General features: G+C 34.0%; 24 protein-coding genes and 1 pseudogene. 18 read left to right on the top strand and 7 right to left on the bottom strand.

What is annotated here, in order from left to right; translation table 11 throughout:
• Positions 1-6: 6 nt before the first annotated feature.
• The gene (locus tag AC6CHJ_RS08895; protein ID WP_498288159.1) at positions 7-996 is read right to left on the bottom strand and encodes a zinc-dependent alcohol dehydrogenase family protein; all 990 of its coding nucleotides are present in this window, start codon (positions 994-996) and stop codon (positions 7-9) included.
• An 814-nt stretch (positions 997-1,810) separates the two neighbouring features.
• Between AC6CHJ_RS08895 and AC6CHJ_RS08890 the strand changes: the two genes are divergently transcribed.
• Positions 1,811-2,290 (top strand): DinB family protein, encoded by a 480-nt coding sequence (locus AC6CHJ_RS08890; RefSeq protein ID WP_498288157.1) that lies wholly within the window; start codon positions 1,811-1,813, stop codon positions 2,288-2,290.
• A gap of 139 nt (positions 2,291-2,429) precedes the next feature.
• Here the strand turns inward: AC6CHJ_RS08890 and AC6CHJ_RS08885 are convergent, their stop codons facing one another.
• Positions 2,430-3,053: a LysE family translocator gene (locus AC6CHJ_RS08885; protein WP_498288155.1), complete on the bottom strand. Its 624-nt coding sequence runs from the start codon at positions 3,051-3,053 to the stop codon at positions 2,430-2,432.
• A gap of 234 nt (positions 3,054-3,287) precedes the next feature.
• Positions 3,288-3,431: a hypothetical protein gene (locus tag AC6CHJ_RS08880; RefSeq protein ID WP_249774445.1), complete on the bottom strand. Its 144-nt coding sequence runs from the start codon at positions 3,429-3,431 to the stop codon at positions 3,288-3,290.
• 283 nt (positions 3,432-3,714) lie between these two features.
• Between AC6CHJ_RS08880 and AC6CHJ_RS08875 the strand changes: the two genes are divergently transcribed.
• A complete protein-coding gene (locus AC6CHJ_RS08875; RefSeq protein ID WP_147196826.1) occupies positions 3,715-3,897 on the top strand; it encodes a hypothetical protein in 183 nt (60 codons plus the stop codon).
• A 122-nt stretch (positions 3,898-4,019) separates the two neighbouring features.
• Here the strand turns inward: AC6CHJ_RS08875 and AC6CHJ_RS08870 are convergent, their stop codons facing one another.
• Positions 4,020-4,550 carry a GNAT family N-acetyltransferase gene (locus AC6CHJ_RS08870; RefSeq protein WP_249774444.1) on the bottom strand — a complete coding sequence of 177 codons (531 nt, stop codon included), beginning with the start codon at positions 4,548-4,550 and terminating at the stop codon, positions 4,020-4,022.
• Between the two features lie 227 nt (positions 4,551-4,777).
• On the opposite strand from AC6CHJ_RS08870, the pseudogene AC6CHJ_RS08865 reads away from it, so the two are divergent.
• A pseudogene (locus AC6CHJ_RS08865) lies at positions 4,778-5,023 on the top strand (YunG family protein); the annotation flags it as partial.
• A gap of 528 nt (positions 5,024-5,551) precedes the next feature.
• Here AC6CHJ_RS08865 and AC6CHJ_RS08860 read toward each other — a convergent pair.
• From AC6CHJ_RS08860 to AC6CHJ_RS08850, 3 genes are all read right to left on the bottom strand, one after another.
• Positions 5,552-6,580 carry a GerAB/ArcD/ProY family transporter gene (locus tag AC6CHJ_RS08860; protein WP_498288153.1) on the bottom strand — a complete coding sequence of 343 codons (1,029 nt, stop codon included), beginning with the start codon at positions 6,578-6,580 and terminating at the stop codon, positions 5,552-5,554.
• Positions 6,577-7,995, bottom strand: a complete 1,419-nt coding sequence (locus tag AC6CHJ_RS08855) for a spore germination protein (RefSeq protein ID WP_147196831.1) — start codon at positions 7,993-7,995, stop codon at positions 6,577-6,579. Before AC6CHJ_RS08855 ends, AC6CHJ_RS08860 begins: the two co-directional genes overlap by 4 nt.
• A 447-nt stretch (positions 7,996-8,442) precedes the next feature.
• Entirely contained in the window at positions 8,443-8,580 is a 138-nt protein-coding gene (locus tag AC6CHJ_RS08850) for an Arm DNA-binding domain-containing protein (protein ID WP_149032004.1), read from the bottom strand.
• Positions 8,581-9,150: 570 nt separating this feature from the next.
• On the opposite strand from AC6CHJ_RS08850, the gene AC6CHJ_RS08845 reads away from it, so the two are divergent.
• The 15 genes from AC6CHJ_RS08845 (at position 9,151) to msrB (ending at position 21,166) form a co-directional block, all read left to right on the top strand.
• Positions 9,151-9,588, top strand: a complete 438-nt coding sequence (locus AC6CHJ_RS08845; RefSeq protein ID WP_249774439.1) for a hypothetical protein — start codon at positions 9,151-9,153, stop codon at positions 9,586-9,588.
• 83 nt (positions 9,589-9,671) lie between these two features.
• On the top strand, positions 9,672-9,845 hold the full coding sequence (locus tag AC6CHJ_RS08840; RefSeq protein WP_498288151.1) for a hypothetical protein: 174 nt from the start codon (positions 9,672-9,674) through the stop codon (positions 9,843-9,845).
• Positions 9,846-10,303: 458 nt separating this feature from the next.
• The gene (locus tag AC6CHJ_RS08835) at positions 10,304-11,122 is read left to right on the top strand and encodes a GH25 family lysozyme (protein ID WP_392993299.1); all 819 of its coding nucleotides are present in this window, start codon (positions 10,304-10,306) and stop codon (positions 11,120-11,122) included.
• A 725-nt stretch (positions 11,123-11,847) separates the two neighbouring features.
• On the top strand, positions 11,848-12,021 hold the full coding sequence (locus tag AC6CHJ_RS08830) for a hypothetical protein (protein WP_392993302.1): 174 nt from the start codon (positions 11,848-11,850) through the stop codon (positions 12,019-12,021).
• Between the two features lie 546 nt (positions 12,022-12,567).
• Complete coding sequence (locus AC6CHJ_RS08825) at positions 12,568-13,110, top strand: SMI1/KNR4 family protein (protein WP_498288149.1); 543 nt, start codon at positions 12,568-12,570, stop codon at positions 13,108-13,110.
• 414 nt (positions 13,111-13,524) lie between these two features.
• Entirely contained in the window at positions 13,525-13,962 is a 438-nt protein-coding gene (locus AC6CHJ_RS08820; RefSeq protein ID WP_498288147.1) for a BrxA/BrxB family bacilliredoxin, read from the top strand.
• Entirely contained in the window at positions 13,950-14,738 is a 789-nt protein-coding gene (locus tag AC6CHJ_RS08815) for a class I SAM-dependent methyltransferase (RefSeq protein ID WP_498288145.1), read from the top strand. The genes AC6CHJ_RS08820 and AC6CHJ_RS08815 overlap by 13 nt, the downstream gene beginning before the upstream one ends.
• A gap of 497 nt (positions 14,739-15,235) precedes the next feature.
• Entirely contained in the window at positions 15,236-15,817 is a 582-nt protein-coding gene (locus AC6CHJ_RS08810) for a YpjP family protein (protein WP_147196847.1), read from the top strand.
• A 414-nt stretch (positions 15,818-16,231) separates the two neighbouring features.
• Entirely contained in the window at positions 16,232-17,176 is a 945-nt protein-coding gene (locus tag AC6CHJ_RS08805) for a thymidylate synthase (protein ID WP_392993313.1), read from the top strand.
• Positions 17,177-17,188: 12 nt separating this feature from the next.
• Positions 17,189-17,668 (top strand): dihydrofolate reductase, encoded by a 480-nt coding sequence (locus AC6CHJ_RS08800; protein WP_150284610.1) that lies wholly within the window; start codon positions 17,189-17,191, stop codon positions 17,666-17,668.
• 223 nt (positions 17,669-17,891) lie between these two features.
• Positions 17,892-18,731, top strand: a complete 840-nt coding sequence (locus AC6CHJ_RS08795; RefSeq protein ID WP_392993316.1) for a DegV family protein — start codon at positions 17,892-17,894, stop codon at positions 18,729-18,731.
• Positions 18,732-18,804: 73 nt separating this feature from the next.
• Complete coding sequence (locus AC6CHJ_RS08790; RefSeq protein ID WP_150284609.1) at positions 18,805-19,620, top strand: GDSL-type esterase/lipase family protein; 816 nt, start codon at positions 18,805-18,807, stop codon at positions 19,618-19,620.
• The gene (locus AC6CHJ_RS08785; protein ID WP_066788105.1) at positions 19,613-20,194 is read left to right on the top strand and encodes a YpmS family protein; all 582 of its coding nucleotides are present in this window, start codon (positions 19,613-19,615) and stop codon (positions 20,192-20,194) included. The genes AC6CHJ_RS08790 and AC6CHJ_RS08785 overlap by 8 nt, the downstream gene beginning before the upstream one ends.
• A 14-nt stretch (positions 20,195-20,208) precedes the next feature.
• Positions 20,209-20,742, top strand: a complete 534-nt coding sequence (gene msrA / locus AC6CHJ_RS08780; RefSeq protein ID WP_392993322.1) for a peptide-methionine (S)-S-oxide reductase MsrA — start codon at positions 20,209-20,211, stop codon at positions 20,740-20,742.
• A complete protein-coding gene (msrB, locus tag AC6CHJ_RS08775) occupies positions 20,735-21,166 on the top strand; it encodes a peptide-methionine (R)-S-oxide reductase MsrB (RefSeq protein ID WP_147196855.1) in 432 nt (143 codons plus the stop codon). The genes msrA and msrB overlap by 8 nt, the downstream gene beginning before the upstream one ends.
• Positions 21,167-21,174: the final 8 nt, after the last annotated feature.

The following is a 21,174-nucleotide window of genomic DNA, read 5'->3' as shown; positions in this document are numbered from 1 at the left end:
ATATCCTTAGCTCGTTAAGAATACTTTTCCTCTAGATATATTAGTAGTCTCAACAATATCAATAGCCTTTTGTACATCTAATAAGTCAAATGTAGAATCTACCTCCATCAAACGCAATTTATTTTCAGCTAATAATGATATTAAAAGTTTAAAAGTATCTTGCCACTTATCTACTGATACATCTTTATTCCAATTTCTCAAATGAAATAAATTTGCATTCACTTTTGCTTTTTTTAGAATATCTGCCCAGTTTACCTGTTCACCTGATAAAAGACCAATGGTAATGAAATCTCCATTAGGACGTACACTAAAAGCTAGGTCGTTTCCCGATGAACCTCCTATAGAATCTATAGCAGCATCAGCCCCCAGTCCGTTTGTTAATTCCATAACTGTTCCATATAGGGGAACCTTAGAAGTATCTATTACATAAGAGGCACCGAGACGAAGTAACTCATCTGTATATTTATTGTTTCGAGTTACTGCAATCAACCGAAAACCTAAAATCTTTGATAATTGAGCAAAAATATGACCAATTGCTGAACCACAAGCATTAACCAATAAAACATCATGTGGTTTTAATTTTAAAGCCTCTGTACAAACCAACCATGCAGTAATGGGATTAATGTACATTTGTGAGGCAGTAAAATCATCTATGAAATGAGGTATAGGGACGGCAAATTCCGATGACGTCTTTACAAACTCTTGCCATGTACCTTCCCCGCGTAAAGGTAGCACACGTTTACCAATGAGATTGGTAGAAACTAAAGAGCCTACCTCTTCTACAATGCCCACTCCTTCATAGCCTGGAATATTAGGTAAAGATATACGGTGAGAATATGACCCTCTAATTGGTATTAAGTCAGAAGGATTGATAGGCCGGGCTAACATTCGAACAAGGACTTCATGATCCTTGGGTGGTTCGATATTTTTAGACTCAACTTTTAATACATTTTTAGGACTACCAAAATCATAGAATTTAATACATTTTCCTTCCAATATTAATGTCTCCTTGAGATAAATTAGTTTTGTTTAATTATATCATTGTAAAAATAGTCTATTATCATAAAAAATTATTCCACAAAATGAAGATTGTGGGGTTTATTTTTTGTTTGATTGGGTAAATACCCATTAGGTACTTTTTAAATCATTATTTTTATAGAACTGTAGGAGGGGCGAATGGAAAATCATATTGAACAACTTAAGATGGAATTTCAGGCACTAAGTGTAGATTTGAATAATTTAAAACGAGAAATCTATGAGGTACTTGAAAGTTTTAATACATAACAGTCCATGTTTTCTACCTATTTTTTACTTAGTATATTCAGTAGAAAATATTATCTTTTAAAGGAGCTTATTTAGCTCTTTTTCTTTTTGCTTTTTTCTTTATTTTTTGTGTTTATGTATGGTCTAGGATTCACCTATTCATTGCTATATAAATTCTCTGTTAAAAAAACAAATACGATGATAAAGGTAATTATTTCTTTCTGTCGAATCTATAACAAAGCTTTATAAATGAACTGAAGAGGAGATGGACTAAATAATTATCGAGAGGAATTTACACTTTGAAACTTTCACCATGGAAACAGTATGACACTTGGTCATGGAGGGAATTTACATTACTTCTTTTGCTCGAATTTTTTTTTGTAATAGTAGTTGTTAAATATGGAATTCAATCACTTTATCAATTGTTGTTTAGCAATACATTATACTTAGGAACATTGACAGGTTTGACGATTGCCATTGTACTTTTAACGGGATTAACAAAAGCATCATCGTTAAGGTTTTTAAATACTTTTAAAAGGGGCAAATTATGAGCAAATGTGAAAAAGAAATACTATTGAAAGAGTTTGGAAGCTGGCTTGATTTTGTGGAACAAATTGATGAATCTATCTGGGATAAACTCCTGGGTGAAGGTAAATGGGCAGTCTGTGATGTAGTTAGCCATATCTTACTTTGGGATAAATACTTTTATGAAGAAGCTATTAAGCCAATTGCTGAAGAAAAGCCAGTAACGGTTGAACACCTAGATTTTGATCTCTTTAATCAAGAGGCACGTGAGTTTGCTAAAACAAAAACCAACCATGAGTTGGCCGAGCTAGCAAAAGAATATCGTAAATGTATTATAAACTCCATTCAAGAGCAACCGGCAGAAAAGTTTACAACGCAGTATAAAGATGCTCAAGGAAATAATTTCGTTATCGAAAACTACTTAAAAGATTTTATTTGGCACGATCAACATCATATGAAGCAAATAGCTGAGAAAGGAAAGAAAAGCAGGATAGGTTTATAACCTTTCAAGGTATTATTTCATAATTAAAGCTCCTTCCCATATTTGGGGAGGAGCGAAGTTTTTCTTTCGCTTAGTATTTTTATTAGCATCCGTTAAATATCATTGTCCTTAATCAACAATTATTAAACTTGAAGCGCTTCTAATGATTTGGACGAGTAAATAGCAACTTTGCACCGAATCCGATTAAAACGATACCTGTTATTTTATCAATCGTACTCTGAACTTTAGTAGACATGAGCCATTGCTTTATATAACCTAATAAGAACACTATTGCAGTAAACCATAGGATTGATAAAAGTGCGTAACCACAGCCCATAATTATAAATTGGAGGCTTGTATTGAGACCTGGTGATACAAATTGAGGTAAGAATGTTAAAAAGAAAATAGCAACCTTAGGGTTTAATGTATTAGAGATTAAACCTTGTTTAAAGGCAGATTTTTTTTGAGGAATCACATTCGTTACACTTTCGGAAGCATTTCCTTTTTTCTTTTTAATAAACGATGTTGCTCCTAGGTAAATCAAATAAAAAGCCCCTAGAAATTTAATAATCTCGAATGTAATTGCTGATTTCATTAAAATAATAGAAAGTCCAAAAGCCGCAGCCAAGGTATGGATTATTGAACCACTCGTTAAACCAAGAGCCATCTTTAGTCCATCATTCTTTCCGGTACTAATTGTTCTTTTTGTGATTAATGCAAAGTCTACACCTGGAGACATAACAATAAAGATCGTTAGTAGTAAATATCCGAGAAAGTCGTTCATACTTGATCTCCCCTTGAAAAGTAATAGTTTATACTAACGTATATATATTCTTATTTCAACCAGCCTAGGGGATAAATAAGACAAGATTAATGACATGTTATTTTAAGAATGGTGTAAGAATTTGGTATGATTAACTAGTAGGAAGATTGTAAATGCTATTGAGTGCAAAGGTACACAAATATGGACGAAAAAGACCAGAGAACAGTAAATGTTAGCTGGACTTTTTGTTTGAAATTATTTCGATGTTTCACTATGTTTTTTCGTCTTCTCAGTCCTCGCAAATAACCAATAAATAATAGCAACTATACCGATTAGTGCCAAGGCAAGCCCTCCAAGCATCGCCATTGCTAAAATAAATCCAATATCCCCAAAATTCATTTTAAGTCTCCTTTTTATAGGTAGTATTAGTTTTGTATCTCATCATTATTACTGTTCATTAATGGCAAGATTCCCCTTTAGCAAGCGGATGTTTTTTGGGCGAGCTGACTCGATTAAAGAAAAGTAATGCGTATAGTCTATTGGTTAGTACGAATAGATGTTGTATAAACATTCGATATTAAAGAATTAGAACCATTTAATGATGCTATTTCGAAGGAAATAGAATCAACATTAGATGTAAAGCTGCCATCTACATATGTAGAATTAATAAGAAATAAAAACAGTGGAACTTCAGCTTTTAATACAGACTTTAAATGGAATTGCTATAGATGATGGAATTGGTGAAAATAATTATTTACTTAAAGAATGGGAACTACCGAAAGGACTAATTCTATTAGGCGTTGATGGTCACTCTTGGGTAGCTTTAGATTATCGTAATTATGATGGTGATAACCCGCCCGGTTGAAGTCTTCATCGTCATCCTCATATTCATCATTGTCTTCCAAAGGTTCTGGCTCTTTGTATTCCGAAAAGCCTTATGAGTGCATGTTAAAAGCCTACAGTTCAATCTATGTAGGCTTGAAAAAGTTAATCTGTAACTAATTTTGAATATAGGCTTAAATCAATAAATTTCCCATTTGATTTTTCACACTTTCTCATTGTTCCTTCAAATGTAAAGTTCAATTTTCGTAAGACTTTTATAGAGTTAATATTTTCTGGTTCTATCTTTGCTTCTATCCTGTTTATATTTAATGAATTAAATGCGTACTCTATTAAAGAAGAAATGGCTTCAGGTGCGTACCCTTTGCCCCAATATGCTTTACTAATATCGTAACCGATTTCTACTTTTGCGTTTTCAAAATCAATAGAATTATAACCACATGAACCGATAATTTGATTTGATTCCAATTCAATTATTGAATAACGAATAGCTCTCTTTTCTTGAGATAGCTTATCAAGTAAATTAATCATTTCTTTCGCTTGGCTTATATTATTGAAACTATTGATATTCATAAACTTCGTCACTTCTGGATCTGACCAAATTTTAAATAAGCTTTCTGAATCTGAAGTTGTCATTTTCCTTAAAAATAATCTTTCTGTGTATAGTTCTTTAATCAATATTTTTACCTCCGATTTTATTTTATTATGGGGAAAAGATATTGATATCTGCGCATAGTCCAGTCCCTTCTTTGTAATATCAATTTTATTGTAATAGTTCACATATATTGACACAAGTATGTTGATAAAATCACCAAGTAATTTAGAGTTCTAGCAATTATTTTTGTGTTGTACTTTAGGTCTTAATAGGTAATGTGTTAGGAGTTATTTATGTTGAATGACTTTAATGCGGCGTAACGGCATTAGTAGTAAATGACATATTAGGCGGAGAAATAAATAAAACTAAATTGCCTGGTGGCTGGCATTTTTATAACATTATTAATAGAAAGCGATATGATTTTACTGATTCTCAATTTAAAGAAGATATCCTGTATATGGATACTCCTTCAAATAGAGAAGAAGCCTATAAAGATACCAATGAAAAACAGTATAAGTATTTAAAACAACAGGTTTTCCTTAATTTAAGTAAATAAAATAAATATCAAGATATTATCATAAATAAATAGACGGCCTCTCATGTACTAAAAAAACAGGAGACTAGCCGCTTTTTTTATTTTATTTTGGTTCGGGTCCATACTATTTTTTCATAGCTTTAACCGAGATTATCCAAGTTGTACTTTTTCCTTCAGGTTATGTATCTCCATAGCGCCTAGTTTTCTTTTGAAAATCAATTTTTCTTCTTTAGCTTCTTTTATTTAATTTCAAACCACATTCTGAAGGGTTTCATATCTGGCTATTTTACACGTGAAAATCGTACGTCGTATAAGTATTAGATAAATATAAAAAGGGAGTTACTGGGGTCTTTGACTACACTCCCTTTTAATTTATTAGAATTTCTGCGTATACTTAATTTCTGAATGCCTCGGCTCACCATTATGCTAACTAATCTCCTGCTTGCCATATCCACTTGGCGATGCATCCACTTGGATAATTCAGCCTCCAGCAGCAATATTTACAACATTATCATGTAAAAACAATAAGAAACTAACAAGGAAAAAGAACTATTTTACATATTTATCTCTTCTTTTATTGTTCCAGATAATAAATAAGGGTAATAATACAGTGACCGGAATATATAAATACTGGAAATGATCTCTAAGAAATTCTACAACACGGATATTTATAAAGCCTATGCTTCCGAAAAAAAGAATAATATGCACTAAAGCCATCGCCAATTTTGGATGCTTCCGCTCTTTTTGAAAATATATTATTCGTATATTTAAAATAATTAAGCTGCATGAAATAATGCTCCAGGCGAGCCACATATATAGAAAGAAAACATCTAGCCTTTTGACAAAAGTAACTTCAATTGATTTCAAAATGTATAATACTGGCTCAGTAATATATGGCAAGGATGCTTTGGCGAAGTACATTTCTACAATAAGAATTATAAAAGCGACAAATAGTGTAATAATAAGTTGGTAAATTAAGATATCTTTAAAACGCACCTTATCTTCGGTCAATACAAATTTTCGTAATATTAAATAACTCTCTAAACCTGTAAATGAAGATAAGCCAAAAAGGGTCCCCTTTATCCATTGGTGACCAGTAATTGTTCCAATAGGAAATATTTGGGAAAAAGATAACTGTGGTAAAGTATAAAATAAAAAAAATACAAATATAAAGACAAAAGGTATTAAAAAAACGGGCATGTTTACAACAGTTGAGGGTCTACTGACGCTGATATAATAAGAAATAAACAACATTATTACCAATGTAATCGAATTAGGTGTTTTCTGTTCTACCCATATATTCAAGGTATATTGCATATAAATGAAAGAGAAGATCAGTAAAAATATCCAAATTAAAATAAAAATCCACCTTGTTATTTTCCCAGGTTCAAAGTATTTATAGAATTTTTCATATAGGCATAACTGAATAAAAATAATTACTGCAGAGATTAAGAACATTATCCAACTATCACGACCGCCAGCATTAATAATTATTTCTGGATATGCAATAAATATAATACCTGTTGTTCTAAAAAAGAGCATGAGAAACAGCTGAACTTTTGTAATGGTAAAATTCATGTTTTCTTTCCTTTCGGATCAAAACTGCTTGGTTGTGAAGTTGATCTTGAATGCTTCTTGCGGTATACAATTTGTGGAATTTTCTTAGGCTCAAAAGGCACAATTGGCGAAAAATATGGTGATTTTAAAGAGCTTAAATTACATAAATGTATCGTAAGAATTAGGAAGCCAGCCATTATGCCGAAGAAACCAAAGAGCGCAGCTGCGAACATAAATGGGAAACGCAACACTCGCACAGAGGTATTTAACTCTACCGATGGTACGACATAGCTAGATATTGCAGTCAATGCTACAACTATTACTACCATGTTGGAAACTAATCCAGCGTTGATTATGACATCTCCAACCACTAATCCACCGACAATACCTATGGTTTGAACCAAAGATTTTGGTAACCGAATACTAGCCTCTCGAATTAACTCAATGATCATTTCAACAATTAATGCTTCAACTATTGGCTTAAAAGGAATTTCACTTATATTTATTTTGAGTTTCTTGCTTAATTCGATAGGGAGAATTTCATAATGATAACTGACTATAGCAATATACAAGGCAGGTAGATAAACAGCTGTAAGGAAGCTAGCGATTCGAACCATTCGATAAAAGGACCCTACAATAACACGGCTATTAAAATCATCAGGCGATTGGTAAAATGAAAATAATGTGACAGGTGCAATATAAGCAGTAGGCGAATAATCGGTCATTATAACAATCTTTCCTTCAGAGAGATTAGCAAATACTCGGTCTGGTCTTTCGGTATTCATAATTTGAGGGAAAGGTGAATAGGGAGAATCCTCAATGAAATCATTCAACTGTCCAGATGTATATAATCCATCCGCTTGTTCTTTTATTCCTTCTAACTTTCTTTCTAAAGCAGAGAGATTGTCTTGGTTAGCAAAACGGGCTAAATACATATAATAAATATCTGCTTTGTTATCTATTCCAACAGTCACTTTTTTTACGATTAAATCAGGCACACGCATTCTTTTTCTAATGAGCGCCAAATTTGTGTCCTGATCTTCAACAAAACCTTCATGAGCACCTCGTAGGATAGCTTCGTTTATTGGCTCATCTGGAGATCTATGAGGTAAATTTGGCATTGTGAAACATACCATTTCTTGAGATCTCAATAAAAGTAGCACCGCGTATCCTTGACAGACATATTCTACTAACTTTTCGAGGTTATAACTTTCTTTATGAGTGGCGGTTGTCGCATCCCAGTCTTTTTCATTAAATGTTGTTTGCACTTTCAACGTATTCACTATATCTTGTACATCTTTTACATTGGCCATTGAACTATAGTAGCAAAGAATGGCATATTGATCTTTGGGGAACGAGATTTCTCTAGCTACAAAATCAACTGAATTATAAAAAGTGGCTTTTAATTTTTCAATCATCGATTCTAGTTGGAGCATAACTTCCTCCTCTTAGTCTTTTGCTTTTGAATACAATAAGACCATTACTTTCTCTTACACATCTTATTTTTTCATTATGTGATAACTTATTCTGTTTCAAACAAATAAAAGCTTTTGTAAATATATAAGAAATGCAAATATGAGAAAGAAAAAGTATTGGGTTTTTATATACAAAAAAACACAACATGCTAAATATACTTAGTTTAATAAATGGCTTATCGAACAACCGGGAGCATCGAATTTACGCACTTACTGCGTTTATTTGGTGTTCCTTTTTTATTGCTTTAATAAGGGGGGCTAGTAATGGAAGAATGGGCAGTTAACTTGCTTGCAAGAATATAAAAAGAACCGCACAGCGTTATATCAGATAAAAGGTATATTTAAGACGGTATCTTTTAAATGTAGAAAATCAACTTTTAATAAAACTAACCAAAAAGTAACCGAAAACTAACATTTAAAATGAAAATCCGCTTCTTTTTTTGTTTTTCCTCGCAATGATACTTGTTTTCTTTTCCCTGTCACAGGGTGCTTGGAAGCTTCTCCTACACATCGCCAAGTTGTTTTGTCTAATTGCTTATAATACATATGCGTTCACCTCTCTTAAAAAATAACATTTTCTATATATTTGCGACGGTCGGTTAATGAGTCTACAAATGAATAATTGTGATGGTTTGTAAGATAATCATTTAATCGTTTAAGTGCGAAGTCATGCAAAACATTGAACGTATCTTGCACTTGAAGGACAGCAGCTTATAATGAATCAGCAAGCTTTAAACTATCTAGCATAAAAGTTGGAATGACAAAATGATAAGCAAAACTATTGTCCATTCCTGATATTCTCGAAATGGGGGATATAAGCCTAATTGATTTCCAGTATGCCAAAGTACGTGGCATAATTAATGGGCGAATTGTTGCCATAGCTCTTCTTTTGAGACTCGGTTATCTATGTAAATATTGTTTTTAAAACACCTTGATTTATGGGGTCCAAATAAGACAATAATTTTTAATTTGTATGCAATGTACTTTATATTGAGTTGAGCTGGCGAAGTTATCTTTTTGCTTAAATATAGATTTTTTTTTCTATAAAAAGGTATTTTGTTGAAGAATTATGTTAAAGTAAAAAAGGTTTTTAAATTAACAACTTCGAGGAAAAAAATGCTTAAACTATTATCGATTAATATAATACCAGTAATAATAATACGTGTTTTATTATTTTTCTTAACACAAACTACGTGGCCTATTATTTATTTAGTCAAAATTTTCTTTGAACTATTTACCCCCATCCTACTACTGAGATTGAATTACAAAGTGGCCGTAAAAAAAGAGAAAACTTATTTTATATCCAATTCTTTTCTTATTCTTTTTAGTAGTTTGCTTGGAGTAGCGTTAGGCTACTTATTCTGGGGATTAGATGCTAGTGGATTTTCACTCCAAGACGATTTGGGGCAAAATATATTAAAAAACCCTGATAACGAAACAGCCGGAATTGTTAAGTTAGAGGCAATAATCAACGTGACACTTAGTATTTTGGGGAGTCTACTTTGTTCTATCATTTTAATTATGAGAAATCGCAAAAAATCTACTATTCTTTAATCAGCAAATATATGGAGTTATGATGGGTAACTAAGCACACCTAAAAGGTGTGCTTTTTATTTTGGGGAAAATGGGGTGTTGCAGTGGACGTGACAACAATTGAACAAATCGCCGGGAGCCAATTTATTTGGACTATATGCAGCATTCTATTGTGTGTAGCTACATTGTTGTACTTAAAAAGCGAAAACAAAAAGAGAGAAAAAAAGTTAGAAGAAACTCAAAAAGAGCAGAAAGTGAATCAGAACGCCGATACCTAGAACTGAAAGAAGAGTCACGCAAACGAGAAAAAAACTTATGGCCAACTTAAAAAGTCTTACTGAATTTCAAGAGAAAGTGTAAAAGCGATTGAAGGATTAAGCCAGTCTTATACCGGTCTTAAAAGTGACTTTTTGCATTTAGCAAAAAGAGTAGAACTGAAAGAAGAAAAAAGGTATTGGAGGAACTACCATGTTAGCAGTATTAGTTTTAGCGACCATTAATGCGCCAACTGTGATAGCTTTAGAGAATTAGTTAAAAGATCCTTACCAACTAAAAAGAATTACATCCCGCTCATCGCATTCATGATGGGTATTTTTATTGGAATAGTTTCATTTCCGTTTACAGAACTTGAAGTCACATTACGACTTTGGGCAGGTGGGATTGCTGGTCTAGCAAACACAGGTTTGTTTGAAATCACAAATTATCGAGAAGGTTTAAGTAAGGAGGGTAAGTAATTATGGGTAAAATCGTAGACATTTCTAAATGGCAACCAGAAGTGAACTATAAAACTTTTGCAACAGAGATAGACTTGGCTATCTTACGAGTACAAGATGGCTCTACAACAAAAGATAAGGTCTATCAAACGGATGCTGCAGGATGTGAGCAATATAAAGTTCCGTATGGTGTATATGCATTTACACGCTTTATTTCTGTAGGAGATGCCAAGGTTGAAGCAAGAGATTTTTATAGCCGTGCAACAGCTAATGGGCGTAAACCATTATTCTTTGTTGCTGATGTTGAAGATAAAACAATGAGCGATATGAAAGCAGGAACCAATGCCTTCATAGCAGAGTTACGTCGCCTTGGAGCTAAAAAGGTGGGTGTTTATGTAGCACATCATCTATACAGTGAATTTAATTTGGACTATTCAAAAGCTGATTTCGTGTGGATTCCTCGCTATGCTAATGATGGTGTTTCAGTGATTAAACCTAATTATCCATGTGATTTACAACAATACACAGATAAAGGTAAGATTGCGGGCATTGCTGGCAATGTTGATTTAAACCGTTTAAATGGAACAAAAACTTTAGATTGGTTTTTGGGAAAAGAAGGTGTGAAGGCAGTTTCAAAGCCAGTAAACCAAGGTTATTACCCCAAGAAATATGACAGGTTAGTTTCTCTAACAGACTTTGGTATCTATGAAGATAAAGAGTTTAAGAAAGAACTGAAACGCCATAAAAAGGACACTAAACTTGATATCATCGACATTGCTCGTACAAAAAATGGTACACCACGTTTTATAGTATGCGGTGGCTATTGCACGGCTAATCTGTAAAGGCGTATACAGTTAAGTAATATCATACTGTCCATACAGTTATAGATACGTTAAAAGACCAGGGCTATTAACACCTGGTCTAATTTTATTTCTTCCTAATCGAAATCTTTTACCCTTTCAATAAATGGTTTACCATCCACTATACCGTTGTTAAATAATTCTTGAGCAGTTTTAAATCTTTGGGTGTAGGAATCTTTAGAACGCGTGAGTAAAAAACTTAACTCTTCACTATAAAGTCTACTAATCCACCATTCTTCACCATTGTAATCTAAGCTTACTTCTTGATTCTCATCTTCAATAGCTCTTCTAACATCTTCTCATTCCTTTGAATCCATTTTTTTACCTCCTATTTAAACTAATACCCATCTCCAGGTGCTAATTTCCCATTTTTATAATGCCAATTATGTCTATGGGGAACCTTTGGATGTGATTTTTCATTCCCATGATTTGTATAATGTATATCCATATCTGCTTTTCCAGTTTTACCATAGTATCTTCGAATGCTAAGTTTCCCATCTTTATAAAAATCTCTTGATGAATAATTTTTTTAACTTCTTTTGGCAAACTTCTTAGTTATTTTGACTTTTGATAAGTAGTATGTCTACCCTTAACTTTAGTGCCTTTACTTCTAGAGTTTCGGATAATTAGACACGGATTAGACAAATCAATTAAGAAGGAAATATCCTAATAATGAATAAATTTACATATAAAAGGAGGGGGAGTCTATGTATAAATATCTAGTGGAAATCCGAATGACTGATGGACAAAGTCTTAAATTGAGAACTAATAGCGATGTAAGAGAGATCAATCCAGTGAAGATTGACGATAATAATGGCTACTCAACTATCACAAGCAAAATAACTTTAGATGGTTTAAAAAAATACGCACGTGTTTATTAAGAGTTTAAATGGAAAAACTAAATTAGCTAGTATTAATTTAAAAACTGAAAGGAGAATAATAACATGGAAGTAAGTGTGTCATCTTCATATCTAATATTTGGAGTAATAAAAATAATCTTAATGGTTGGTGCAATACCAGCTATAATATATGCTTTATATCTATTAAGAAAGATTTCAAAAAAATAATAAAAGAGTAAGAGTCTTTTCATCTTTATGTCCGAGAAGAAAAATTTAGAAATTAATAAGCTAATAAGCTAAATATCCTAAACTACAGATAAATGGTCTGGAAAAGTTGCTTCTAATATCCGTACTGATTGAAAAAAAGTAAAAAATATTCAAGAGGGGTAACAGATACAATTAGAAAGCATTATGAAAAAATACAAAGTTAAACCTAATTGGAAAAAGGATAAAATTGATTTGCATCATATAAAACCAGTAGCTTATAGGTAGTTCAAAATTAGCAAATTATAGGCAGTTCCTCGAGAAAAACATAAAAAAATCACCTCATGGTTTAATAATTATTAAAAACGAATTGTGGAGGGAAAAATGTCAGAAGTAAAAAAGGTATTAGAGAGGCTTAAAAATCAATTAGATGAAAATCTTACTCGATTAGACCCAGGAGGTTTAGTTGGACGTGATGGTACTATAATACGTGAAGAGTGCATTTTTAACCCACCTTCAAATATAGAAGAAATTTCTTCACTTGAAAAAGAGTTGGTGATAACTATTCCACAGGATTACAAAGATTTCCTTTTATATCATGATGGAATGACACTTTTTAAAAGCTATCTTGCTGAATTCAAATTCTTTAGCTTAAATGAGATTCGAGAAAATTTTTTGATTGTTCAAGAAGATTGCAAAGAATTTGACCTTGAACTAACAAAAAACTACCCAATAGGTGAATTTCCAGATGTCGGATATATTATGATTGAGAATGACAAGGCTAAAAAAGAAACATCAAAGGGTGCTATATATGTGAATCATATATCGCCAGAAGAAACAAACGAGTCATTTGTATCTTTTGTGGAAAAAATTGTAGATAAAACAGGTGAATTCTTCTGGGAAGATGCAAACCTTCCAGAATATTAATCTTTCTATGTAAGCAATAAACCTGGTTTTGCTCTTGTTGCATATCAAGATATTTTATACATTTAGTGAAATGCTAATTATTGATGAAGAATTAATGCTTGTTGTGCAGCAAATCGAAAAAATCATAGTAAAAGAATTACCGATGTTTCCTATAAAATAGAAAATTAATGAGCTATATAAAACAACACGGCCTTCCATGTTACTAAACCATGAGATAGTCGTGTTTTTATAATAAGAAAAAGTTTGTTTTAAAAGCACTATTGAATAACATTAAATATACCCAAAAATAAAAATCACCAAAAAATCACGTAAAAAATGAAAATTGGTGAAAAAATATGTAATTCGAGATAAAATAGAAGAGCACAAACCTTATAATTCAAGGGATTATGAAGGAATATGAAAGGGGACGAAATTATGAACCCATACGAAGAATATATGCAAGGCATTGTACAACCAATGCGAGATGAATTAGTGAACGCCGGTTTTACGGAATTAAGAACGCCGGATGAAGTGGCTGAACATATGCAAGAATCGAAAGGTACCTCATTGATTGTTATTAACTCTGTATGCGGATGTGCGGCCGGTCTTGCACGTCCAGCAGTTATTGAAGCTATACAGCAAGCTGAGTATAAGCCGGACCACTTAAGGACAGTGTTTGCTGGTCAAGATGCTGAAGCGACAATGCAAATGAGGGGCTTCTTTGAGGAAGTGCCACCAAGCTCTCCTTCTATTGCTATTTGGAAAGATGGACAGTTGGCTTACTTTATTCCGCGTGAACAAATTGAAGATCATGCAATGGAACAGGTGCGCGATCATTTAGTAGGCGTGCTTGATCAAATATGTGCGGAATAAAAACTATAGTAACAACAGTGGGAAGGCCCAACCAGCATTCATTTGAATTAGCGGAAAAAGCCTGTAAAGTACTTGAACTACCATTCATCGAAAGAAAGAAGAAGTCTCTTCAAAAAATAGCGGAAGAACACCATGCAAATTTAATTGTTGCGGGTAAACTCTCATATGAGTATCTTCCATTTGAATCTGAGGAACCTTTTTTCTTTCATCCTAGCTCAGCTGCCTTTCGCTTGAAACGGATAGCGAGGGGTGAGCATGAGCCTTTCTTGGATGTAGCCAAACTGCAAAAAGGAGATACCTTTTTAGATTGTACGTTAGGGCTTGGCTCGGATAGTATTGTGGCCGCTTATGCAGTAGGTGATATAGGATTAGTCATTGGCTGTGAAGGCAATCCGAATGTAGCGTTTATTGTACGTGAAGGCATGCGGTCGTATGACAGAGCGCAATTGCCTCTACTTTCTTGTATGGATTACATACAAGTTGTTAGTAGTTTAGCGATTGACTATCTTAAACAGCAACAGGATAATGCATTCGATGTCGTTTATATGGACCCTATGTTTGAAGAGACAATAGAGGAGTCAAAAAACTTTTCACCGTTGCGTGTTGCAGGACTGCAAAATTCATTAACAGATGAATGGGTAGAAGAGGCAAAAAGGGTAGCAAAGAAGCGAGTTGTGTTAAAAGCTCATTTCCGTTCTCCTTTGTTTGATCAATATCATTTCAAACGAGACATTCGCTATAATGCAAAATTTCATTATGGTGTGATTGAACTATAGGCCTGTGATTATTCGCAGGCTTTTGTTATACAAAAAAAACAGTGGATAGTATCCACTGTTTTCTCCTGAATTTCAGGTTTGTAGTTTGTTTTAAAAATTAGGGTACTCTAAACTAATGACCAAAACAAGCACTCAGTAAGGGTTTACATCCCTTACTGAGTGCGTTTGTTTTATAATCGCATTAGTCTGTAATACAAAGAGACATTAAATAGAATAATAGCAATAAAAATCCGATACCCATTGCGATTGACATAAAATTTGCCCTCCTTTTGTACAAAAACGAACGCTTTATTTTGCATTAAGGGCAGTGAATAATTAAAAATGAAGCCCGTAAATGCCGAATGGTTCTACTACCAATCTGATAGTCCCAGATTGCAGTGTCACTTTATTTCTACTATATTGTACAATGATTTAGAAAAAGATGAAACCTTTACTTCTGATTTTCGTATATACTAATAAGTGAAAAGACAATATTTGTTCAACGGCAGGTGAAAAGTATGAGAAATAAACTTCAAAAACTCCTTGTATCAACAGTCGCCGTTCTGACTTTAGGTGTTATCACATCTAATCACTCCATTTGGGAAAACTTATTAGAACACGGCGAAAGTCATAAAACGCCTTATACAAAAGATGTTTCAAAAGAATACATACAACATGCTCAGCCAGAAGTAGACCAATTCACAATGTCTGGTCAGCTAATAGATCAAGCAAAAGAACAATCTTATTTAAAATTTGGGAATCGTATTGGTCCTAAGATAAGCAATGAATTTGATCATATTATATTTCCCAAGATTGAGGAAGCTATTCATATGACAGTGGATCATCTGAATGTCAACGAGATGCGTGACTTGGCGATGACTGAAAAACCAAGTGGCGACTATTCTGAAAAGATTTTTCATATTTATCAAGCATCATCAGGACAAGATATGATTCGTTTCCATGTACGTACGGAACGCAGACCAGTAGATGGCTATTACTATAATTTTCATTATCACACCTATAAAGACAAATTTGCTTCTCATAACAATCTAGGTGAGATTTATTGGTCTAAAGATACACCACCAAAATGGTTAAGTTAAATTCTGAATATTAAAGAAAATATTTATGAACTCAATAGAAATATACGTTATCTATATTTCTACCAATTACTTTAAAACATCTTATCTTTTGTAATAACAGTTAGTCAGTAAAGATAAGTTTGTGAATGGCTTCTTTTTTAAAAGGAAACAAGTACTTTAACACAGATATGCTTGTGAAGATTTGGCGTTAATAGAAAAAACAAAAAGCTAAATTGTTAAATAAAAGCCAGATGCAAAGTAAAAATGCATCTGGCTTTTAATATTATTTATAATAGATATCTTTTAGTAAATGTATGTACATAGAGTGCTAACTAAAGAATTGAAAGTTAATACTATCTGTCTTTTTGTTTTATTTTACGTCATTTCTCGTCAATGTTATCATGAAATAGATAAATAAATTGGAGGCTATACTTAATGAAACAATACCAAGACCTTTGCCGCCATATTCTAGAAAATGGAATCGAAAAGGGTGACCGTACAGGGACTGGCACAATTAGCGTGTTTGGCTATCAAATGAGATACGATTTGCAAGAGGGTTTCCCCTTAATGACAACTAAGAAAACCTCTTTCCGATTAATTGCAACCGAGTTGTTATGGTTTTTAAAAGGGGATACGAATGTACGTACACTAATCGAAGAAAACAATCATATTTGGGATGAATGGGCTTTTGAAAAATGGATTAAAAGTGATGCATATGAGGGGCCTGATATGACAGACTTTGGCCATCGTGTATTAACAGATGAGACGTTTAAAAAACAATATGAAGAACAGATGGCCACTTTTCAACTGAGAATATTAGAAGATGAAGCATTTGCAAAGGAATTCGGCGATCTTGGTCCCGTTTATGGCAAACAGTGGCGCTCATGGCCTGACGGTATGGGTGGAACGATAGACCAAATACAAAATGTCATTGAATCAATTAAGAAGAATCCTGATTCCAGACGGCATATTGTAACAGCTTGGAATCCTGCAGAAGTAGAGGACATGGCGCTGCCTCCATGCCATTCATTCTTTCAATTTTACGTAGCGGAAGGTAAACTCTCTTGCCAGCTATATCAACGAAGTGCAGATGTTTTTCTAGGTGTTCCTTTCAACATTGCTTCGTATGCACTTCTTACCCATTTAATCGCTAAAGAATGTGGTCTAGAAGCTGGGGATTTTGTTCATACGCTGGGTGATGCTCATTTATATAAAAACCACTTGGATCAAGTGAAGGAACAACTTTCACGCAAACCCAAGACATTGCCAAAGCTTGTTATTAAAACGGACAAGAATTCAATTTTTGATTATGAAACTAAAGATTTGGCTATAGAAGGATATGACCCTTACCCGCGCATAGCAGCGCCTATTTCTGTCTAAGGAGATGAGTTTATGATTTCATTAATTGTAGCGCATGATGAAAATCGAGTGATTGGTTATCAAAATAAAATTCCTTGGTATTTGCCAGAGGATCTTGCATTTTTCAAAAAAACAACAATGGGTAAACCAATGATTATGGGGCGTAAAACATTTGAATCTATCGGCAAGCCATTGCCTGGAAGAACAAGCATTGTTGTGACAAGAGATCCATTATATCAAGTAGAAGGTGCAACGGTGGTACATTCTTTTGAAGAAGCTTTGAAAGAAGCAGAAAAAGAAAACAAAGAAATTATGGTAATCGGTGGAGAGCAATTATTTAAAATGGCGCTTCCAGTTGCAGATATCTTGTATATAACGAAAATACAACATGCCTTTAAAGGGGATACATACTTCCCGGTCTATGGTGATGAATGGAAGAAAGCTTCTGAGTCAGAGATACATGAAACAGAAGACCATATCAAATATTCTTATATTGTCTATAAAAAATCATAACTTAAAATAACGTAGAATATCTATAGTGGATATGGGTAATCATTTAATTATGGTGTTATTAAACTTTCAAGGTATCTCTGCATATTGTATAGATAAATACTTCACAAAAAGTTCTTATTCTCCCCCAAACAATTGACAAATGTCACATGTTTGAACAGCTGTAGACGGGTAAAATAAAGTATAAATACTTAAAACAGTGGATGGAATAAAAGGAAGTGTCATTATGGGACGAATTCAAATTGTAACAGATTCGACTGGAGAATTAACTAAAAGTGAAATTGAACTATACAATATTCATGTTGTACCACTATCAATTCAAATAAATAATGAAACATATATAGATGGTGTTAATTTAAATCCGATTGAATTTTTAGAGAAAATGGCAGAGTCTACTGAATTGCCTAAAAGCTCTCAGCCAGCAGTAGGGGTGTTTAAAGAGTTATTTGATGAGATTGGAAAGAATGGCGATGAAGTATTAGTTATTACTATGACAGGAAGTATGAGCGGCACCGTGAAGTCTGCGGAAGCTGCAGCTACCATGACTGATACAAATGTAGTCGTTATTGATTCTCGATTTACTTCATTTGGGCTTGGCTTTCAGGTGTTAGAAGCAGCACAGATGGCTAAAGAAGGCAAAAGCATGGATGAGATTCTACAAAGAATCGACTATGTGCGAGAGCATACCCACCTTTTTGTTGTAGTTGATACACTCGAAAACCTGGTTAAAGGCGGACGTATCGGAAAAGGGATGGGCATGATCGGTTCTTTATTAAACATTAAACCGATTGCCAACTTAGAGACAGGCGACTATAATCCTGTTGCGAAAGTGCGAAGTCATAAACAAGTAGTCAAATATCTAACCAATCAATACATCCAAGACACAGAGGGACGTGTTGTTCGAGGTGTTGGCATTGCACATGCGAATGGTTTAGAGATGGCAAACCCTCTAAAAACTAGGATTGAAGAGACAGGCTATCATGATGTAAAATTTGGCTATACGTCGCCAATTATTAGTACACATACAGGGCCAGGTGCAATTGGCTTTTCTTACTATACTGATTAATTTAGGCGGCAGGGAAGTTCCCTGCCTTCTTTCATTTTGAGCGACAGAGCCGATGTGAAAGGAGGGCAAAATAATGAAAAAGTGGATAGTTTATTTGCTGTCTGTTGTAATGCTCGCTGGCTGTGAAACACAGGACGCCGTGCATAATATAAAAGAAGAAACCAAAAAAATATTGGTGACACAAATGTTTAAACCCAAGGATGTCCAGTACGTAGCACTCGGGGATTCGCTAACCGAGGGAGTAGGCGACGAAGCGGAAAATGAAGGATATGTCGGTCGTTTAAAAACCGATATGGAAACATGGCAAGGCGTAAGATCTGTGACAATCCATAATGAAGCTAAAAAAGGTAGAAGAAGCGATCAACTCATTGACCAATTACAATCTGGGAAGCTTGACGATACACTGAGGAAGGCTAATATAATCACGTTGACTATTGGCGGCAATGATTTAATGAAGATTGTACGTGAACATATCACAGAATTAAAAAAGAAAGACTTTGATAAAGGAAGACCCAAATTTCAGCAGCGTTATGAGACCATAATGCAAATGATTAGGGAACGTAATCCAATAGCCCCTATCATCTTGATCGGTGTATATAATCCGTTGACGATCTTTACTAAAGAAGAGTCGGAAATGAACACGATCATGGATGAATGGAATTCTGATATTAGAGGCTTTGCGGATGATGATCCATATGCTGTTTTTGTAAATGTAGAGGATTTATTTGATACAAACGCGAATTTGGTTTATCATACTGATTTCTTTCATCCCAATGCTAGAGGGTATGATCAAATGACTGCTCGCATTATTGAAACACTTGAAGAAGAAAATCTAAAAAAACTATCACAAGGACAATTTGATTTTCAGGAGGATAGTATAGATGAATAAATGGAAAATAGCCTTTCTATTGCTTTTTACACTTGTGATTGTAGCTATTGTATCATTCTTCTATTTAATTACAAGACCGATTGATACAACGCCTAATCCAACTGTTAAGCAATTACCCAATGGCAGTCATTTAGAAGTACAAACGACCAAAAAAGATTTTGAAAATATGGCAAATCGATTGATTGAAAGTTCGATGAAAACGTCTAAAATTCCAGTCACAATGGAAGTTGATCAAGACGTCACATTAAACAGTACATTGACCGTATTTGAAATGGAATTGCCTATTACCATGACGTTTGAACCTTCATTAGAAGAGGGTAACTTACTCTTGAAACAAAAAACTGTTGAAGTCGGCATGCTTGATATACCGCCAAATACAGCTCTCAAACTATTGAAGGACTCCGTTGATTTGCCTAGCTGGATGGTGATTCAGCCGAAAGAAGAACAAATTTATTTTAATCTTACGGATATTGATATCCCTCTTGGTGAAAACTTAATAGGGCATGTACAAGCAAAAGAATTCAATTTAGATAAGAATCGCATTATACTTGATGTAATCATTCCTACTAAATAGGGAGGGCGTAATATATGTCAACATCTATTGCAACATTTGCAGGAGGCTGTTTCTGGTGTATGGTAAAACCATTTGATGAACAGTCAGGTATTGAATCCGTCATATCAGGCTATACAGGAGGTTATGTTGAAAACCCAAGCTATGAGCAGGTATGCACAGATTTAACTGGTCACTATGAAGCAGTACAAATTACATTTGATCCAGAAGTTTATCCATATGAAAAGTTAGTTGAAACATTCTGGACGCTTATCGATCCAACCGATGCAGGCGGCCAGTTTCATGATCGAGGCAAATCCTATATGACAGCGATATTTTATCATGATGAAGATCAAAAGAGAATTGCAGAAGAGTCTAGAAAGAGACTAGAGGAATCAGGGAGATTTAATAAACCCATTGCGACGAAAATATTAGAAGCTAAAAAATTCTATCCAGCCGAGGATTATCATCAACATTATTATAAAAAAAACCCGACTCATTACGAGCTTTATTCCATTGGGTCAGGAAGAACAGCATTTCAACAGCAAAATTGGGGGTCTCATAATGAATAAAGAGGACAAATTGAAAGAGTTAACACCGCTGCAATACCATGTTACTCAAGAAAGAGGGACAGAAGCTCCTTTCACAAATGAATATGATGAGCATTTTGAAGAAGGGATTTATGTAGACATTGTTTCTGGAGAACCGCTCTTTACGTCGAAAGATAAATATAACTCTGGGTGTGGTTGGCCTGCATTTACTAAACCTATAAAAGAGGAACAAGTTTCCGAGCATAAAGATACAAGCTTTGGTATGCAGCGTGTAGAAGTACGTAGTAAAGAGGGAGATTCTCATCTTGGTCACGTATTCCCAGATGGGCCACAAGAAACAGGTGGACTTCGTTATTGTATTAACTCAGCAGCTCTTCGTTTCATCCCAAAAGAAGATTTAGCTTCTGAAGGCTATAGCGAATATGAAAAGCTGTTTGATTTATAAGCACGATA

The organism is Rummeliibacillus sp. GQ308 (assembly GCF_059759115.1).
Note: the sequence above shows the minus strand (reverse complement) of the source record. Positions and strands in the feature narration are given on the sequence as shown.

Coding starts and splice junctions, on each gene's coding strand:
- AC6CHJ_RS08825 (WP_498288149.1), top strand. CDS start 12,568: ATGTCAGAAGTAAAAAAGGTATTAGAGAGGCTTAAAAATCAATTAGAT.
- AC6CHJ_RS08830 (WP_392993302.1), top strand. CDS start 11,848: ATGTATAAATATCTAGTGGAAATCCGAATGACTGATGGACAAAGTCTT.
- AC6CHJ_RS08810 (WP_147196847.1), top strand. CDS start 15,236: ATGAGAAATAAACTTCAAAAACTCCTTGTATCAACAGTCGCCGTTCTG.
- msrB (WP_147196855.1), top strand. CDS start 20,735: ATGAATAAAGAGGACAAATTGAAAGAGTTAACACCGCTGCAATACCAT.
- AC6CHJ_RS08890 (WP_498288157.1), top strand. CDS start 1,811: ATGAGCAAATGTGAAAAAGAAATACTATTGAAAGAGTTTGGAAGCTGG.
- AC6CHJ_RS08795 (WP_392993316.1), top strand. CDS start 17,892: ATGGGACGAATTCAAATTGTAACAGATTCGACTGGAGAATTAACTAAA.
- AC6CHJ_RS08880 (WP_249774445.1), bottom strand. CDS start 3,431: ATGAATTTTGGGGATATTGGATTTATTTTAGCAATGGCGATGCTTGGA.
- AC6CHJ_RS08800 (WP_150284610.1), top strand. CDS start 17,189: ATGATTTCATTAATTGTAGCGCATGATGAAAATCGAGTGATTGGTTAT.
- AC6CHJ_RS08785 (WP_066788105.1), top strand. CDS start 19,613: ATGAATAAATGGAAAATAGCCTTTCTATTGCTTTTTACACTTGTGATT.
- AC6CHJ_RS08860 (WP_498288153.1), bottom strand. CDS start 6,580: ATGAATTTTACCATTACAAAAGTTCAGCTGTTTCTCATGCTCTTTTTT.
- AC6CHJ_RS08805 (WP_392993313.1), top strand. CDS start 16,232: ATGAAACAATACCAAGACCTTTGCCGCCATATTCTAGAAAATGGAATC.
- AC6CHJ_RS08855 (WP_147196831.1), bottom strand. CDS start 7,995: ATGCTCCAACTAGAATCGATGATTGAAAAATTAAAAGCCACTTTTTAT.
- AC6CHJ_RS08845 (WP_249774439.1), top strand. CDS start 9,151: ATGCTTAAACTATTATCGATTAATATAATACCAGTAATAATAATACGT.
- AC6CHJ_RS08815 (WP_498288145.1), top strand. CDS start 13,950: ATGTGCGGAATAAAAACTATAGTAACAACAGTGGGAAGGCCCAACCAG.
- msrA (WP_392993322.1), top strand. CDS start 20,209: ATGTCAACATCTATTGCAACATTTGCAGGAGGCTGTTTCTGGTGTATG.
- AC6CHJ_RS08850 (WP_149032004.1), bottom strand. CDS start 8,580: ATGTATTATAAGCAATTAGACAAAACAACTTGGCGATGTGTAGGAGAA.
- AC6CHJ_RS08820 (WP_498288147.1), top strand. CDS start 13,525: ATGAACCCATACGAAGAATATATGCAAGGCATTGTACAACCAATGCGA.
- AC6CHJ_RS08790 (WP_150284609.1), top strand. CDS start 18,805: ATGAAAAAGTGGATAGTTTATTTGCTGTCTGTTGTAATGCTCGCTGGC.
- AC6CHJ_RS08885 (WP_498288155.1), bottom strand. CDS start 3,053: ATGAACGACTTTCTCGGATATTTACTACTAACGATCTTTATTGTTATG.
- AC6CHJ_RS08835 (WP_392993299.1), top strand. CDS start 10,304: ATGGGTAAAATCGTAGACATTTCTAAATGGCAACCAGAAGTGAACTAT.